Here is a 15,702-nt window from a genome sequence, read left to right on the forward strand (position 1 = left end):
GTTATACTAGAGATGAGGTGAAATAATGCTTGATAATCAGTTAACTATGGATGTCAGTCCTTATTCTAGTTTGTATAATATCGTTGTTCCGAAAACCCACTTTTTACGTCAGCTAACTGAACTCTGTGATTTCAGCTTTATTTATGATGAACTAGAAAAGAATTATCGTCCCGATTTTGGGCGTAAAGCTTATTCACCGATTATGATGTTCAAATATCTCTTGTTGAAAGATATTTATAAGTTATCAGATGTCGATGTGGTGGAACGTTCCTTGTCAGATATGGCCTTTAAATTTTTTCTTGGTCTAGCTCCGGAGGATTCTGTTATCGAACCATCCTCTCTGACAAAATTTAGAAAGCTAAGAATTAAAGATAACAAACTGCTTGATGTATTGATTCAAAAGTCTGTTCAAATTGCACTCGAACATAACTTGATTAAGAGTAAAATCCTCATTGTGGATGCCACTCACACCAAATCTCATTATAATCATAAGAAGCCCCAAGAAATTCTTAGGGAGCGTTCAAAAGCTTTACGTAAAACGATTTATAAACATTCAGAAGATATCAAAATAGAATTTCCAAAGAAACCTCAAGAAGATAACCTCGAAGCAGAGTTGACCTATACAGAGGAATTAATGGCTGTGGTTGAAAAACACGAGGAACTCTTAGCCCTACCGGCTGTTTCTCAAAAGTTCAATTACCTAAAAGAGGCTGTCGATGATGACTTAGAACACTTGGAAGCTTCTGTTAAGGAGCAGGCTAGACTTGGACATAAGACAGCTGATATAAAAGTCATATCGCTATGACAGATGAACGGATTATTACTGCTTGTGTGGTCACTTCTGGTGAACAAAGCGATGGGAAATATTTACCTGAGTTATATGCCAAAACAAAGGAAAATAGTCTGGACATCGAGACTATTATTGGTGATGCGGCTTATTCAGGAAAGGACAACATTCAACTAGCTCGCAAAGAAAAGATTCATTTGGTGTCAAAACTGAACCCTTCAGTTTCAAAAGGTTACCGTAAAGAAGAGGATGCGTTTGAATTTAATAAAGATGCAGGGCTATTTGTCTGTCCAGAAGGACACATGGCTGTTCGCAAAGCAAGGACAGGAAAAAAATATCAAAATAAAAATCAAGTTGTCACTCATTACTTTGACATTGAGAAGTGCAAGAGTTGCCTTTCCAAGGAAGGGTGTTATACGGAGGGGGCAAAGTCTAAAACTTATTCAATAACCATTAAGAGTAACGACCATCTTTTCCAGAAGAAATTTCAGGAAACACCTTATTTTAAAGAAATGGCCAGACATCGCTATAAAATCGAAGCGAAGAATGCCGAACTAAAACAGAGACATGGCTTTGATGTTGCAAGGGCATCGGGTCTTTTCAACATGGAGTTACAGGCAGCCACAAGCATCTTCGTGGTCAATATGAAACGAATTATGACCTTAATAAATAAAAAATAACCGAGGATTTCGCTCAAATCGGTGAGAGACTCCTCGGTTTTCATTTTATTAAAAGTAAGAGAGTTACTTTTTCAGTGGGCTCGAGGTTTTCAGGTGCCTTTTGACTATTAGAAGAGGCCTTTGACCTTATCAACAAGATTACCGATTCCTTCTGATCCTGAAATCAAACTTTGAGCCTGACTAAGGTATTCACCGAGCTGGTCCTTATTTTCTTCGACAAAGGTTTTTGCGGCAGCCAAATCTTTTTTCTCGATTAGCTCTTTTACTTGATTAAACAAATCTAATGGGTTCATGATGCCCCTCTTTTTTACACTTCTATTCAATCATGTTTGTTTAAAACTTGCAAGAAACTTGACTCTTCAAATCAAGTTCAGGGGTGTCAAATGGTGCAAATTTTGATATAATTTTTAATGATGAATTTTAGAAATGATCGGTACGTTGTCGTGGATTTAGAGGCGACCAGTACCGGAAGCAGGGCAAAAATTATCCAAGTGGGAATCGTGGTCATTGAAAATGGCGAGATTGTTGACCAATATGCCACGGATGTCAATCCTCACGAACCCTTGGATTCTCATATCAAAGAATTAACGGGTTTGACCGACCAGCGACTAGCAGAGGCACCAGAGTTTTCTCAGGTGGCTGGAAAAATTTTTGACTTGGTCAAGGACGGTGTTTTTGTTGCGCACAATGTCCAGTTCGATGCCAATTTGTTGGCAGAATTTCTCTTTTTTGAGGGCTATGAATTGCGCACTCCTCGTATCGATACAGTCGAGTTGGCTCAGGTGTTTTATCCTCAACTTGAAAAGTATAATCTGGGGATTCTCTGTCAAGAGTTGGGAATTTCACTAGAAAAAGCCCATACTGCCTTATCAGATGCCCAAGCAACAGCAGAGCTCTTTCTTTGTATGCGACAAAAAATGTTTGGACTGCCAAAAGGCTTATTGGAGCGCTTGTTAAGTTTGTCAGATGGTTTATTATATGAGTCTTATCTGGTCATCGAGGAAGTTTATCAGAAGCAGTCGATCCTAGTTGAACATGACTTGGTAGAGGTGCAAGGTTTATTTTTAAGAAAAGAAAAGCTAGCCCTTTCTCCACGTAAACTCTCAAAAGATTTCCAAACCAATATTGCCTTGTTGGATTTGGAAGATAGAGCCTCGCAAGCTAGCTTTGCTCAAAAGGTTCAAGGTTTTCTACAAAATGAGCAAATTGCCTTTGTGCAAGCTCAGACCGGAATTGGGAAAACCTACGGCTATCTCCTGCCAGCCTTATCACTAGAAAACGAAAAAGGAATCCTCCTTAGTGTTCCTACTAAAGTTTTACAAAATCAAGTGATGCAAGAAGAGGCTCGTAGATTGGAAGAGGTCTTTCACCTTTCGATTCATAATCTTAAAGGACCCCAGAATTACTTAAAACTAGATGCCTTTCATCATGCACTAGAGGAAGAAGAGTCCAATCGCTTGTACACACGTTTCAAGATGCAACTTCTAGTTTGGTTGACCGAAACAGAAACTGGAGATTTAGATGAGATTGGCCAGCTTTACCGTTACCAGCAATTTTTGCCAAACTTGGTGCATGATGGTAATCTTCCCAAAGCTTCTCTCTTTTGGTTGGAGGATTTTTGGAGACGGGGGCAGAAAAAAGCTCGCTCTTGCCAGCTCCTTGTGACCAATCATGCTTATCTCGTTACCCGACTTGAGGACGATCCCAGTCTACTAGAGGGCCGTCTCTTGATCTTAGATGAAGCCCAGAAGATCTTATTAACTTTGGAAAATCTTTCGCAGAAGAGTTTCGTTTTAAACGACATAGTAGACCAGCTAGATCAAGCCTTAGTTCGAGAAAAAGGGACGCTTCAGAGACGCTTGATGGAGAGTATTCGCTTTGAGCTTTGTCACTTGATGGACCAGTTCCTATCTGGCAAACGAAGAATATGCCCTGCGACAACAATGGCACAGCTCCAACAGGATTTCTCAGAGTTAGAAGTTCAAAGTTTCCAAGATTATCAGCGATTTTTCTGCACTGATGGAGAATTTTGGCTATCAGCCTCAGACTTGTCTAGCAAGAAGATTGTCATTTCTTCCAGTCGCAATCAACGTCTGCTCTTTTCACAGATTTTTCCTGAGACTTGTCAGCTTTTAGCTGTCTCTGCAACCTTGGAAATTAGTAGCAGAGTATCTTTACCAGAACTAATGGGATTTTCGAATGCAGCTTTTGGCAGACTGGATGAGAATTTTCAAGAAAATCAAGAAATTTTGGTCGTTAAGGATTTTCCATTGGTGACAGAAACCTCTCAAGAATACTATGCACAGGCTATCGTGGAAGTGCTGGAAGATTTGTCTTATCTTGAAGAACCCATGCTCGTTTTATTCACTTCAAAAGACCTTTTGTTGCAGGTGTCAGACTCTCTATCTCTGACTCATCTAGCCCAATATAAAAACGGAGATCCTGCTCAGCTCAAGAAACGATTTGAAAGAGGAGACTCTCAACTCTTACTAGGAACAGGAAGTTTTTGGGAGGGAGTTGATTTTGCGACTCACCCTCGAGTGATTGAAGTGGTGACACGCTTGCCCTTCCAAAATCCAGAAGATCCCTTTACGAAAAAAATGAATCAGGAACTTCGCATTGAAGGGAAAAATCCTTTCTATGACTATCAACTTCCTATGGCTATTATTCGCCTCAAACAAGCGATTGGTAGAACCATGCGTCGTCTTGGACAACGATCATCTGTCCTTATCTTGGATAGCCGAATGACAAGCAAGCGATATGGAAAGCAGATTAGCAAGGCCTTGTCACAGACTAGTCGAGTGAGAGAAGTTGGCAAAGAGCAAGTATTCTCAAAAGTTCAAGAATTTTTACACAAAAAATAAAATAAACATCTGAAAGAATGAAGGAGACCTTTATGAAACGTTCTCTCGACTCTCGAGTCGATTATAGTTTGATTTTACCAGTATTCTGTTTGCTGGTGACTGGAGTGGTAGCTATTTACATTGCTGTCAGTCATGACTATCCACATAATATTTGGCCTATTCTCGGTCAGCAACTAGCTTGGATCGTATTGGGAATTGTTATCAGCTTTGTAGTCATGTTCTTTAATACAAAATTTTTATGGCAGGCGACTCCCTATCTTTATGCCCTAGGTCTAGTCCTCATGGTCTTACCCTTGGTTTTCTATAACCCTAATTTGGTCGCAGCAACAGGGGCTAAAAACTGGGTGTCAATTGGAGGAGTGACACTTTTCCAACCTTCCGAATTCATGAAAATTTCCTATATTTTGATCTTGGCTCGGGTTGTTGTTCAATTCACACAGAAACACAAGGAAAGTGAACGAACGATTCCTTTAGATTTCCTCTTGATACTGTGGATGATTATCTTCACGCTGCCAGTCTTAGGTTTACTGGCCCTGCAGAGTGACTTAGGAACGGCCTTGGTCTTTGTCGCAATCTTTTCGGGACTGGTCTTGCTTTCTGGAGTATCATGGAAAATCATCATTCCAATTTTTGTAACAGCTGTATCGGGAATTGCAGGATTTTTGGCAATTTTCATCACAAAAGATGGGCGTGCTTTCATACATCAAATCGGGATGCCAACCTATCAGATTAACCGTATCCTTGCCTGGCTCAATCCATTTGATTATGCACAAACGACCACCTATCAACAGGCGCAAGGGCAAATCGCCATTGGTAGTGGAGGTCTGTTTGGTCAAGGATTTAATGTATCTAATCTCCTTATTCCCGTTCGTGAGAGTGATATGATTTTTACAGTCATTGCAGAAGATTTTGGTTTTATAGGCTCTGTCCTTGTAATTACACTTTATCTCCTACTTATCTATCGAATGTTAAAAATCACTCTGAAGTCCAATAACCAATTTTATACCTACATTTCAACTGGATTTATTATGATGCTCTTGTTCCATATTTTTGAAAATATTGGGGCGGTGACAGGTCTGCTACCTCTGACAGGGATTCCTCTGCCATTCATTTCCCAAGGGGGCTCAGCCATTATCAGTAATCTAATTGGTGTTGGTCTGCTTCTATCGATGAGTTATCAAACGCATCTAGCTGATGAAAAGAGCGGTAAGACAAGATTTAAACGTAAGAAAGTTGTATTGAAAAAAGTTAAATAAGGAGTAAATCATGGCTAAAGTTGCAGTTATCTTAGCAGATGGCTTTGAAGAAATCGAAGCCCTAACAGTTGTGGACGTATTACGTCGTGCCAATATTACTTGTCATATGGTTGGTTTTGAAGCCCGAGTGACGGGATCACATGCCATCCAAGTACAAGCAGATCGTGTGTTTGATGGTGATTTATCTGACTACGACATGATTGTCTTACCAGGTGGCATGCCAGGATCAGCAAATTTACGAGATCATGAACTTTTGATTGCTGAACTTCAAAAATGTGAGCAAGTTGGTAAAAAAGTAGCAGCCATTTGTGCAGCACCAATTGTACTGAATCGAGCCGGTCTCCTCAAGGATAAAGTATTCACCTGCTATGATGGTGTCCAAGAGCAAATTGCTGATGGTCACTATCGCAAGGAAACAGTAGTTGTCGATGGTCAGTTGACTACCAGTCGAGGTCCAGCAACTGCACTTGCTTTTGCTTATAACCTAGTGGAACAACTTGGTGGCGATGCAAATGCTTTGAGAGCAGCCATGCTCTATCGTGATGTGTTTGGAATAGATTAACTAAAACGAGAGGAATCTATCAATTAGGGGATTCTTCTCGTTTTTTACTGTTAAAATAGAAGGAAATCGTCGCTTTTTTGATAAAAAAATGCTATAATGAAGGGTATGAAATATCACGATTACATCTGGGATTTAGGTGGAACTTTACTTGATAATTATGAGACTTCGACCGCGGCTTTTGTGGAAACATTAGCTCAATTTGGAATTGAAGAAGAACATGATAAAGTTTACAATGCCTTAAAAGTGTCAACCGCTTTTGCGATTGACCAATTTGCCCCAACAATAGAGCATTTTTTAGAAAAATATAAGGAAAATGAAGCGCGAGAGCTTGAACATCCTGCCTTGTTTGAGGGAGTGCCTGCTTTATTGGAGGAAATCTCAGACCAGGGAGGACGGAACTTTTTAGTTTCGCATCGCAATGACCAAGTTTTGGATATTCTTGAAAAGACAGGTATTACTGGCTATTTTACAGAAGTAGTAACAGCTAGCTCTGGCTTTAAGAGAAAACCAAATCCAGAGTCTATGATCTATTTGCGAGATAAGTATAAGATTAGTTCTGGTATCGTTATTGGTGACCGTCCTATCGATATTGAAGCTGGACAAGCAGCAGGCTTAGCGACGCATCTCTTTAAAAATATCGTGACATTGAGACAAGTATTAGAAATGTAAGAAAAAAGAAAAAGGGAAAAAATGACAGAAGAAATCAAAAACCAACAGGCACAGGATTATGATGCCAGTCAGATTCAAGTTTTGGAAGGTCTGGAAGCCGTTCGTATGCGTCCTGGAATGTATATCGGATCGACTTCAAAAGAAGGCCTTCACCACCTAGTCTGGGAAATCGTTGATAACTCTATCGATGAGGCCTTGGCGGGATTTGCTAGTCATATTCAGGTCTTTATTGAGCCAGATGACTCTATCACGGTTGTTGATGATGGACGTGGTATCCCTGTTGATATTCAAGAAAAGACAGGCCGTCCTGCCGTTGAAACTGTCTTTACCGTTCTTCACGCTGGAGGTAAATTTGGCGGTGGCGGTTACAAGGTTTCAGGTGGACTCCACGGTGTAGGTTCATCGGTTGTAAATGCCCTCTCAACTCAGTTGGATGTTCGTGTTCATAAAAACGGAAAGATTCATTACCAAGAATACCATCGTGGACATGTTGTTGCTGACCTTGAGGTGATTGGAGATACAGATAAAACAGGTACAACAGTACACTTCACGCCAGACCCAGAGATTTTTACAGAAACAACAACTTTTGATTTTGATAAATTAAACAAGCGGATCCAAGAACTCGCCTTTCTGAATCGTGGCCTTCAAATTTCCATCACTGACAAACGTGAGGGACTTGAACAAACAAGACACTACCACTACGAAGGTGGGATTGCGAGTTACGTTGAGTATATCAATGAAAACAAGGATGTTATCTTTGATACGCCAATCTACACTGATGGAGAAATGGATGACATCACAGTTGAAGTAGCCATGCAATATACAACTGGTTACCATGAAAATGTCATGAGTTTTGCCAATAACATTCATACACATGAAGGTGGAACACATGAACAAGGTTTCCGTACAGCCCTAACCCGTGTCATTAACGACTACGCTCGTAAAAACAAACTCCTCAAAGACAATGAAGATAATCTAACAGGTGAAGATGTCCGTGAAGGCTTGACAGCGGTAATCTCTGTGAAACATCCAAATCCTCAGTTTGAAGGACAAACGAAAACTAAACTTGGAAATAGTGAAGTTGTCAAGATTACTAATCGCCTCTTTAGTGAAGCATTTTCAGACTTTCTAATGGAAAATCCACAGATTGCTAAGCGGATTGTTGAAAAAGGGATTTTGGCAGCTAAGGCGCGTGTGGCAGCCAAGCGTGCGCGTGAGGTTACTCGGAAGAAATCTGGTTTAGAGATTTCAAACCTTCCAGGGAAATTGGCAGACTGTTCTTCAAACAATCCAGCTGAAACTGAACTTTTCATCGTCGAAGGAGATTCAGCGGGAGGTTCTGCAAAGTCTGGTCGTGACCGTGAATTCCAAGCGATTTTACCGATTCGCGGTAAAATCCTCAACGTTGAAAAGGCCAGCATGGATAAAATCCTTGCCAATGAAGAAATCCGTAGCCTTTTCACAGCTATGGGAACAGGCTTTGGTGCTGAATTTGATGTCAGCAAGGCCCGTTACCAAAAACTCGTTATCATGACGGATGCCGATGTCGATGGAGCTCACATCCGTACCCTCTTGTTAACCTTGATTTATCGTTATATGAAACCCGTTTTAGAAGCAGGTTATGTTTATATCGCTCAACCACCAATTTACGGTGTTAAGGTCGGCAGTGAAATTAAAGAATACATCCAACCTGGAGCAGATCAAGAAATCCGTCTCCAGGAAGCCTTAGCTCGCTATAGTGAAGGACGTTCAAAACCAACTATTCAGCGTTATAAAGGTCTTGGAGAAATGGATGACCATCAACTTTGGGAAACAACTATGAATCCTGAACATCGTCTCATGGCGCGTGTATCAGTTGATGATGCTGCAGAAGCAGATGAAATCTTTGATATGCTCATGGGCGACCGCGTAGAACCACGTCGAGAATTTATTGAAGAAAATGCTGTTTACAGCACGCTTGACGTTTAAAAAAATTTGGAAATAGTTCCCATGGTTTGAAAAATATGATATAATCATTACAATTGTTTCAAGTATAAAAAGGAGTTTGATATGTCTGATAATCTGTTGATTATTATTATGATTGTAATCGCGACTCTTCTGATCATTGCTTATGTTGTAGCGATTTTGTTACGCAAACGAAATGAAAAGAGGCTCGCAGTACTAGAAGGAAGAAAGGAAGAGTTGTATAACCTTCCAGTTAACGATGAAGTAGAAGCTGTTAAGAATATGCATCTGATTGGTCAAAGTCAGATTGCATTTAGAGAGTGGAACCAAAAATGGGTAGACCTATCCCTCAACTCATTTGCAGATATTGAGAACAATCTGTTTGAAGCAGAAGGGTACAATAATTCATTTCGCTTCTTGAAAGCTCAACACAAAATTGATCAAATTGAAAGCCAAATTACCCTTATCGAAGAAGATATTGCTTCCATTCGAAATGCTTTGGCAGATCTAGAAAAACAAGAATCCAAAAATAGTGGTCGTGTCTTGCATGCTTTAGATTTATTTGAAAGCTTACAGAAGGCGGTCGCAGAAGATTCTGAGAAATATGGTCAAGCACTTCCTGAAATTGAAAAACAATTGGAGAACATCCAATCAGAATTTTCTCAATTTGTGACGCTAAACTCTTCAGGAGATCCAGTTGAAGCAGCAGGAATTCTGGATAATGCTGAAAACCATATCCTCGCTTTGACACATATCGTAGAGAGAATTCCAGCAATTGTTACTAAACTAACGACTGAACTCCCTGATCAACTTGAAGATCTAGAGGCTGGCTATCGTAAGTTGCTTGATGCCAACTATCACTTTGTAGAAACTGACATTGAATCACGTTTGCAGTTATTGTATGAAGCATTGAAGAACAACCAAGAAAATATTAAAAAATTGGAATTGGATAATGCTGAATATGAAAACACTCAGATTCAAGAAGAAATCAATGCTCTCTATAATATTTTCACACGAGAGATTGCTTCTCAAAAAGTTGTTGAAAACTTGTTGTCAACACTTCCAACCTATCTTGACCACTTAAAAGACAATAATCAAGTCTTGGTGAAAGATATTGAACGCTTGAGCAAAACTTACTTGATGGCTGAGAGTGATGTAAATCATGTCCGTCGTCTTCAAGTGGATTTGGATTCCCTAGAAGTTACAGTTAGTGATTTGACTTCAGAACAAGAGGAATATTCAGAAGCTTACTCTGTATTGGAAGAACGTTTAGAAAATGTTCAAGCTACATTAAAAGAAATTGAAGATGATCAAGTTTCGGTGAGCGAACGTTTAGTACAGATTGAAAAAGATGATGTTAATGCTCGTCAAAAGGCAAATGTTTATGTAAATCGTCTCCACACAATCAAGCGCTACATGGAAAAGAGAAATCTTCCAGGAATCCCACAGAACTTCTTGAAATTATTCTTTGCTGCTAGCCATAGTACTGAGGATTTGATGGCAGAGTTGGAACAGTCACAAGTCAACATTGAGTCTGTTAATCGTATCCTAGAAATTGCAACTCACGATATGGAAGTTTTGGAAACAGAAACTTACAGTATTGTGCAATATGCAACCTTGACAGAGCAATTGCTTCAATATTCTAACCGCTACAGATCATTTGATGAAGGGATTCAACAAGCCTTCCATGAATCTTTAGAAATCTTTGAAAATGCCTTTGATTATCAAGCATCTTTCGAAAAGATTTCCCAAGCTTTGGAAGTTGCTGAACCAGGGGTAACAAATCGCTTTGTTTCCTCATATGAAAAAACAAGAGAAATTATTCGATTTTAAACAAAATAAGTTATATAGAAATCCGAATTGCACCCTAAAAGTTAGAGCCAAAAATCTAACTTCTGGGGTGTTTTTATGTGAGCAGAGGACTTGGATATTAAAGTGCAGTGTAATGAAATAAAATCTGAACAAATTGTCTAGGGAGGTCAAAATAATTTTTAGTAATATTTTAGAAGCGACAGTGTACTATTCTATATTCGATATACAATAAGATATAAAATTCACGCACCTTTCAAAAATATTTGGCATGGTTGACGAATTCAAGATTCTTTGATATATTAAAACTAATGACTAAATATATGAGGTTAATTATGAATACAAAACTACAAAAAATAATCAACAAGCACAAGAAAATGACCTATGGTCTTATTGGTGCTCTTATACTTCTGATACTTGTAGTGTTTTCCTTTTTAGGAGCATCTGACAATAAAGAAGCTACCATTGTGAATGAATCGAAAACTAAGGATGCATCATCACAAAAAACAAAGGATGTAAGCAAGGATACATCTACTAGCTCTCAAGAAAAAACTAGCCAATCTTTTGAAACTGAGAAGGCTTCTTCTACTAGTACATCAGCTTCATCATCAACTTCTACTACAGAAGACAAGCAAACTAGTGAACCTGTCTACGAACCATCTACGTCATCATATACATCTGATGCTAATACATCAACGTATGAAGAGCCAACTTCAACTTATTCTGAACCTGCATATGAAGAACCAGCAGCATCAACCTATACGCCTGCGTCATCATCAAATAGTTATACTGAAATCACAAGAGATGATATGAAAAAACACAATAAAGCAGTTGCAGAATGGGATGAAGCAAATGGTTTTGGTGGTGAAGGCCTTGATAGGGGAGATGGTTATCTTGGTTGGTAATCGTAAACACAGATATACATGTTTTTGTGAATCAAAAGAAAGTCCTATGGAAATCTAGGACTTTTCTTTTACCTTTCTTTTCTTTAAAAATGGACATTTTCCTATTTATCATTGAAATTATAGGCCTGATTTGATATGATAAGACTATGACTAAAAAAAGAACAAATTGTAAAACAAATGATAAGAAGAAAAGAAATTTATGGATTATTGTGGGGCTTCTATTCTTCACAATCCTAACATTAGGTGCAGGTATTGCTTATAAAGTCTTGACCAAGCAAGCTTTTGAGCAAAAAATTGAAGCACTGAAAAAAGAAAAAGATGATTCCTATTCACAAGGAAGTCAGAAAGAGAATTTTCGTAAGGGGCAGGCAGAAATCATCACCTACTATCCTATGACGGGGGACAAGGTCATTACCTCTGTTCAGGATATCATTGTAAAAGATATTACGGATAAAGTAGAAGATAAAGAACATTTGATTTTTTACTACTCTGAAAAAGATTCTTCTTCCATCAAAGGTGTGGAGAGCCATCTTGTAAAAAAACAAGCCTATGACTTGAGTGATTCTACTGTTGTTGAACTAGAAAATACGTCGTTAGATCAGCTTTATCTTAAGGAAGATGGGACTCTGTTTACATTAGATCAGCTCTTTACAGATGCTAGCAAAGCTAAGGAAAAGTTTCTTGAGGATATCAAGTCAACGCTCCAAGATAAAAAGCTTGAACAAACACTTGTAGATCAAGTGATAGCCGATTTTTCAGCTAGCGATTTATCATCTTGGAAGTTTGCTTACAAAGATAGTCAATTGGTTCTTTATCCAATCAAAGCAACCAATAATGTAGAAGAAATAGCTTTGCCTATTTCAGACTTCTTTGATGTTATCCAATCGTCCTATCTAACTGAAAAGGATGCAGAACTTTATAAGAAGGCTCAGGCTGAGAAAAATAAAAAAGTAGTAGCTCTTACCTTTGATGATGGACCAGATGGAAATACAACTCCACAAGCTTTAGATATTCTAGCCAAGTATAAGATCAAAGCAACCTTCTTTGTACAAGGAAAGAATATTGCAGGCAATGAGTCGATCCTTAAACGTATGCAGTCTGAAGGTCATGAAGTTGGAAACCATAGCTGGAATCATCCAATTTTAACAAAACTGTCATTGGAAGACGCTAAGAAACAGCTTACAGATACAGAAGACGCTATTACAAAAGTTCTTGGCAAAAGCTCTAAATTGATGCGTCCACCATACGGAGCAATCTCAGATGATATTCGCAATAGCCTTGATTTAAGCTTTATCATGTGGGATGTGGATAGTTTTGATTGGAAGAGTAAAAATGAAGCAGCGATTTTGACAGAAATTCAGCGTCAGGCAAGCAATGGATCTATCATTTTGATGCATGATATCCATCAAACATCTGTTAATTCATTACCAAAAGTAATTGAGTATCTACAGGAACAAGGATATAGTTTTGTGACTGTATCAGATCTACTCAACACTCGTTTGAAGCCACATGAGATTTACTATTCTCGTAATCAATAGATTGCAAGTCGGAAAAATAGAAAAAATTAAAAAAAGATAGTTTTAATCTTGACAAGTAGGGGAAAACTTGATATCATATAAAAGTTGAGAAAAGCAGAAGTGAGAACTTCTCGCCTTGCGACTAACGTTGTCTGGCCCCTACGGATCAAATTTCAGAAATGAAATACAATCATGTAGTGCGGGTTTGCGTTAGCAAGTCCGCTCTTGTTTTTCTCTAAATTAAAAAAAGAGGTGAAAACCATAGCAAAGCAAGACTTATTCATCAATGATGAAATTCGTGTACGCGAAGTTCGCTTAATCGGTCTTGAAGGTGAGCAATTGGGTATCAAACCACTAAGCGAAGCGCAGGCACTTGCGGACGAAGCTAATGTGGACTTGGTTCTCATTCAACCTCAAGCTAAACCTCCTGTTGCGAAAATTATGGACTACGGTAAGTTCAAATTTGAGTACCAGAAGAAACAAAAAGAGCAACGCAAAAAACAAAGCGTTGTGACCGTGAAAGAAGTTCGTTTGAGCCCAGTTATCGACAAGGGTGATTTCGAAACTAAACTTCGCAATGCTCGCAAGTTCCTTGAAAAAGGAAACAAAGTGAAGGTATCCATTCGCTTTAAGGGGCGTATGATCACCCATAAAGAGATTGGTGCAAAAGTTTTAGCCGAGTTCGCTGAAGCAACTCAAGATATTGCTATCATTGAACAACGTGCTAAAATGGATGGACGCCAAATGTTCATGCAATTGGCGCCAGCAACTGACAAAAAATAATTGTCAGAAAGTTAAATAAAGGAGAAAAAATCATGCCAAAACAAAAAACACACCGCGCATCAGCTAAACGTTTCAAACGTACAGGTTCTGGTGGACTTAAACGTTTCCGTGCTTACACATCTCACCGTTTCCACGGAAAAACTAAAAAACAACGTCGTCATCTTCGTAAAGCATCTATGGTGCATTCAGGAGATTTCAAACGTATCAAAGCAATGCTTACTCGCTTGAAATAATCGCGTATTTGTAAGTAAACAATTCTAGGAAATATTTGGAGGAAATAAAACATGGCACGTGTTAAAGGTGGCGTTGTATCACGCAAACGTCGTAAACGTATTCTTAAATTAGCAAAAGGTTACTATGGAGCTAAACACATCTTGTTCCGTACTGCAAAAGAACAAGTAATGAACTCTTACTACTATGCATACCGTGACCGTCGTCAAAAGAAACGTGACTTCCGTAAATTGTGGATCACACGTATCAATGCGGCAGCTCGTTTGAACGGACTTTCATACTCACAATTGATGCATGGTTTGAAATTGGCTGAGATCGAAGTTAACCGTAAAATGCTTGCTGACTTGGCTGTTAACGATGCAGCAGCTTTCACAGCTCTTGCAGATGCAGCTAAAGCAAAACTTGGTAAATAATTATTCATAAGACTGGTGCAAGTTTGTCCCAGTCTTTTTTAAACAAAGGAGAAAAAATGGCTTCAAAAATGCTACACACATGCTTGCGAGTAGAAAATCTTGAAAAATCAATTGCTTTTTATCAAGATGCTTTTGGATTTAAGGAATTGCGTCGCAAGGATTTTCCAGACTATGCTTTTACGATTGTTTATCTAGGTCTTGACGGTGATGATTATGAATTGGAGTTGACCTACAACTATGATCACGGACCTTATGTTGTCGGTGACGGTTTTGCTCACATCGCCCTAAGCACACCTGATCTTGAGGCTCTTCACAAAGAACATAGCGACAAAGGCTATGAAGTGACAGCACCTAATGGACTTCCAGGGACTCAACCAAACTATTACTTTATCAAAGATCCAGATGGATACAAGGTAGAAGTGATTCGTGAAAATTCATTATAGTTCCTATCGAGTAGCTTGTATGCTACTCGTTTTTTTTATTTGTAGTAGAATCAAAGAAAAAGAATAGAGCAAGGTCAGGGAAGTTTATGTAAAAGATGATTTTTGGCACCTGTTTCCAGATGCTCAAATCAGTGTATTGGTGGAAAAAGTTCTCAACAATACTATTGATGAGAGTGAAGATCCATATTTTAAAGCTTTATTAGATGAAGGAACAAAAAAAGCCCGGACTTTTATAGTAGATGAGAATTTTACTCAGAATGAAGTGATTCAAGAATGGCGTCAGGCATTCACTAAATTCAAAACCAAAAAAGGTGCTCGTTCTTCTATTGAAGCTTTATTAAAGCGTGTGAGTCAAGGAAGAGAATTTAATCCAATAAATCCTTTGGTAGATATCTATAATAGCGTCTTACTTTCTTACGCTGTTCCTTGTGGGGAAGAGGATTTAGCTAAGATTGTTGGTGACTTCTTGGAAGAGCACGAAGGAATGAATCCTTCTTCCACTAGGGTCTGAAAGTGATGCTTCTGCATTAGCTGATGAAATGATTTATTTTGATGACCACGGTGCGGTTTGTCGCTGTTTAAACTGGCGTGAAGCCCAAAGAACCAAAACAAAGATGCTATTTTAGTCATTGAAGCTATCAATGAAGAGCAGGCATCACGAGCTCTAGAATCAATGCTAGAATTACATACTAAAATTGAGAAATATTTTGGTGTTATACTCAATGAAAATCAAAGAGCAAACTAGGAAGCTAGCTGCAGGCTGTACTTGAGTACCGCAAGGCGACGCTGACGTGGTTTGAATTTGATTTTCGAAGAGTATTAGTGGTAAGATCAGTCAT

The 15,702-nt window shown here is 38.8% G+C and carries 13 protein-coding genes, 2 pseudogenes and 1 other annotated feature; of the genes and pseudogenes, 14 read left to right on the forward strand and 1 reads right to left on the reverse strand.

All coding sequences use genetic code 11. From position 1 onward, the window contains the following. The first annotated feature begins 25 nt into the window (after positions 1 to 25). Positions 26 to 1,467: pseudogene (locus tag QM928_RS02910) on the forward strand (IS1182 family transposase). 107 nt (positions 1,468 to 1,574) lie between these two features. Here the strand turns inward: QM928_RS02910 and QM928_RS02915 are convergent. Continuing rightward, a complete protein-coding gene (locus QM928_RS02915; RefSeq protein ID WP_075230421.1) occupies positions 1,575 to 1,760 on the reverse strand; it encodes a hypothetical protein in 186 nt (61 codons plus the stop codon). A gap of 117 nt (positions 1,761 to 1,877) precedes the next feature. Here QM928_RS02915 and QM928_RS02920 point away from each other — a divergent pair, with 117 nt between their 5' ends. The 13 genes and pseudogenes from QM928_RS02920 to QM928_RS02980 all read left to right on the forward strand — a co-directional run bounded on the left by QM928_RS02920 (position 1,878) and on the right by QM928_RS02980 (position 15,608). Continuing rightward, the gene (locus QM928_RS02920) at positions 1,878 to 4,331 is read left to right on the forward strand and encodes a bifunctional DnaQ family exonuclease/ATP-dependent helicase (RefSeq protein ID WP_414294376.1); all 2,454 of its coding nucleotides are present in this window, start codon (positions 1,878 to 1,880) and stop codon (positions 4,329 to 4,331) included. Positions 4,332 to 4,363: 32 nt separating this feature from the next. Further along, entirely contained in the window at positions 4,364 to 5,587 is a 1,224-nt protein-coding gene (locus tag QM928_RS02925) for an FtsW/RodA/SpoVE family cell cycle protein (protein WP_414294375.1), read from the forward strand. Between the two features lie 10 nt (positions 5,588 to 5,597). Further along, positions 5,598 to 6,149 (forward strand): DJ-1 family glyoxalase III, encoded by a 552-nt coding sequence (locus tag QM928_RS02930; protein ID WP_414294374.1) that lies wholly within the window; start codon positions 5,598 to 5,600, stop codon positions 6,147 to 6,149. Between the two features lie 105 nt (positions 6,150 to 6,254). Next, positions 6,255 to 6,818: an HAD family hydrolase gene (locus QM928_RS02935; RefSeq protein ID WP_414294373.1), complete on the forward strand. Its 564-nt coding sequence runs from the start codon at positions 6,255 to 6,257 to the stop codon at positions 6,816 to 6,818. 21 nt (positions 6,819 to 6,839) lie between these two features. Then, positions 6,840 to 8,786 carry a DNA topoisomerase (ATP-hydrolyzing) subunit B gene (gene gyrB, locus QM928_RS02940; protein ID WP_414294372.1) on the forward strand — a complete coding sequence of 649 codons (1,947 nt, stop codon included), beginning with the start codon at positions 6,840 to 6,842 and terminating at the stop codon, positions 8,784 to 8,786. Positions 8,787 to 8,867: 81 nt separating this feature from the next. Further along, positions 8,868 to 10,595, forward strand: a complete 1,728-nt coding sequence (ezrA, locus tag QM928_RS02945; RefSeq protein ID WP_414294371.1) for a septation ring formation regulator EzrA — start codon at positions 8,868 to 8,870, stop codon at positions 10,593 to 10,595. A gap of 311 nt (positions 10,596 to 10,906) precedes the next feature. Continuing rightward, the gene (locus QM928_RS02950; protein ID WP_414294370.1) at positions 10,907 to 11,476 is read left to right on the forward strand and encodes a hypothetical protein; all 570 of its coding nucleotides are present in this window, start codon (positions 10,907 to 10,909) and stop codon (positions 11,474 to 11,476) included. A 146-nt stretch (positions 11,477 to 11,622) separates the two neighbouring features. Then, positions 11,623 to 13,014: a peptidoglycan-N-acetylglucosamine deacetylase PgdA gene (gene pgdA / locus QM928_RS02955; protein ID WP_414294369.1), complete on the forward strand. Its 1,392-nt coding sequence runs from the start codon at positions 11,623 to 11,625 to the stop codon at positions 13,012 to 13,014. Positions 13,015 to 13,099: 85 nt separating this feature from the next. After that, positions 13,100 to 13,230 (forward strand) — a sequence feature (ribosomal protein L20 leader region). Positions 13,231 to 13,245: 15 nt separating this feature from the next. Continuing rightward, positions 13,246 to 13,776: a translation initiation factor IF-3 gene (gene infC, locus QM928_RS02960; protein ID WP_000848177.1), complete on the forward strand. Its 531-nt coding sequence runs from the start codon at positions 13,246 to 13,248 to the stop codon at positions 13,774 to 13,776. A gap of 32 nt (positions 13,777 to 13,808) precedes the next feature. Further along, positions 13,809 to 14,009 carry a 50S ribosomal protein L35 gene (gene rpmI, locus QM928_RS02965; protein ID WP_001125942.1) on the forward strand — a complete coding sequence of 67 codons (201 nt, stop codon included), beginning with the start codon at positions 13,809 to 13,811 and terminating at the stop codon, positions 14,007 to 14,009. A 51-nt stretch (positions 14,010 to 14,060) separates the two neighbouring features. Then, positions 14,061 to 14,420, forward strand: a complete 360-nt coding sequence (gene rplT / locus QM928_RS02970; protein WP_000124830.1) for a 50S ribosomal protein L20 — start codon at positions 14,061 to 14,063, stop codon at positions 14,418 to 14,420. A 56-nt stretch (positions 14,421 to 14,476) separates the two neighbouring features. Beyond that, on the forward strand, positions 14,477 to 14,863 hold the full coding sequence (locus tag QM928_RS02975) for a VOC family protein (RefSeq protein WP_315639356.1): 387 nt from the start codon (positions 14,477 to 14,479) through the stop codon (positions 14,861 to 14,863). Between the two features lie 109 nt (positions 14,864 to 14,972). Further along, positions 14,973 to 15,608: pseudogene (locus tag QM928_RS02980) on the forward strand (B3/4 domain-containing protein). Positions 15,609 to 15,702 lie beyond the last annotated feature (94 nt).

It is taken from the genome of Streptococcus infantis, from assembly GCF_047460405.1.
GTDB classification, from domain to species: domain Bacteria; phylum Bacillota; class Bacilli; order Lactobacillales; family Streptococcaceae; genus Streptococcus; species Streptococcus infantis_Q.

Bases quoted from the DNA above. Each gene is read 5' to 3' on its own strand.
- QM928_RS02915 (WP_075230421.1), bottom strand. From the start codon at position 1,760: ATGAACCCATTAGATTTGTTTAATCAAGTAAAAGAGCTAATCGAGAAA.
- QM928_RS02920 (WP_414294376.1), top strand. From the start codon at position 1,878: ATGATGAATTTTAGAAATGATCGGTACGTTGTCGTGGATTTAGAGGCG.
- QM928_RS02925 (WP_414294375.1), top strand. From the start codon at position 4,364: ATGAAACGTTCTCTCGACTCTCGAGTCGATTATAGTTTGATTTTACCA.
- QM928_RS02930 (WP_414294374.1), top strand. From the start codon at position 5,598: ATGGCTAAAGTTGCAGTTATCTTAGCAGATGGCTTTGAAGAAATCGAA.
- QM928_RS02935 (WP_414294373.1), top strand. From the start codon at position 6,255: ATGAAATATCACGATTACATCTGGGATTTAGGTGGAACTTTACTTGAT.
- gyrB (WP_414294372.1), top strand. From the start codon at position 6,840: ATGACAGAAGAAATCAAAAACCAACAGGCACAGGATTATGATGCCAGT.
- ezrA (WP_414294371.1), top strand. From the start codon at position 8,868: ATGTCTGATAATCTGTTGATTATTATTATGATTGTAATCGCGACTCTT.
- QM928_RS02950 (WP_414294370.1), top strand. From the start codon at position 10,907: ATGAATACAAAACTACAAAAAATAATCAACAAGCACAAGAAAATGACC.
- pgdA (WP_414294369.1), top strand. From the start codon at position 11,623: ATGACTAAAAAAAGAACAAATTGTAAAACAAATGATAAGAAGAAAAGA.
- rpmI (WP_001125942.1), top strand. From the start codon at position 13,809: ATGCCAAAACAAAAAACACACCGCGCATCAGCTAAACGTTTCAAACGT.
- rplT (WP_000124830.1), top strand. From the start codon at position 14,061: ATGGCACGTGTTAAAGGTGGCGTTGTATCACGCAAACGTCGTAAACGT.
- QM928_RS02975 (WP_315639356.1), top strand. From the start codon at position 14,477: ATGGCTTCAAAAATGCTACACACATGCTTGCGAGTAGAAAATCTTGAA.